We start from the raw sequence: 670 nt of genomic DNA on the forward strand, positions 1-670 counted from the left end.
GAGCGGCGGCGCGGCTCGGCGGGATCGCGGCTGCACACGCGGCTGGTTCTGCTCTTCTCCGTCGTCGCCATCGTGCCGTCGATCACGCTGGCCGCCTTCTCGGTCGCCTTCTTCAACCTGGGCATCCAGGCCTGGTTCAGCGACCGCGTGCGCACGGCGCTGGAAGCGTCCCTCGCCGCCAGCCGCGCCTATTTCGAGGAGCACCAGAACAACATCCGCGCCGACGCGCTGGCCATGGCGAACGACCTCAACCGTGCCGTGGTGCTGCTGCCCGACCAGAGCCTTGCCTTCGCGCGCGTGCTGGCGACGCAGGCCAGCGCGCGGGGCCTGACGGAGGCCGTGGTCTTCGAGCCGCTCCTGGGCCGGATCGTGGCCCATGCCGGCATCAGCTCGGCCTTCCAGCTCTCGCCCCCGCCGGACTGGGCGATGGAGTTGGCCACGAATGGCGAGGTCGCGGTCATCGCCGTGGAGGAGGAGAATCGGGTCCGGGCCGTGATCGCCCTGACGCCGACATCGGGGCTGCAGCTCATGATCGGCCGCCCCGTCGATTCCTCCGTGCTGGAGCATATGCAACGCACCGAGGCGGCGGTGACCGCCTACCAGGCGATCGACCGCAATCGCGAGGGGCTGCAGATCACCTTCGTGATGATCTTCGCCATCGGCACGCTGC

1 pseudogene is annotated in these 670 nt (G+C 69.7%); it reads left to right on the plus strand.

Annotation, left to right across the window (positions count from 1 at the left end):
* Positions 1-670: pseudogene (locus AC1DWF_RS35120) on the plus strand (hypothetical protein); the annotation flags it as partial.

This window comes from Aminobacter sp. P4_D5 (assembly GCF_056401815.1).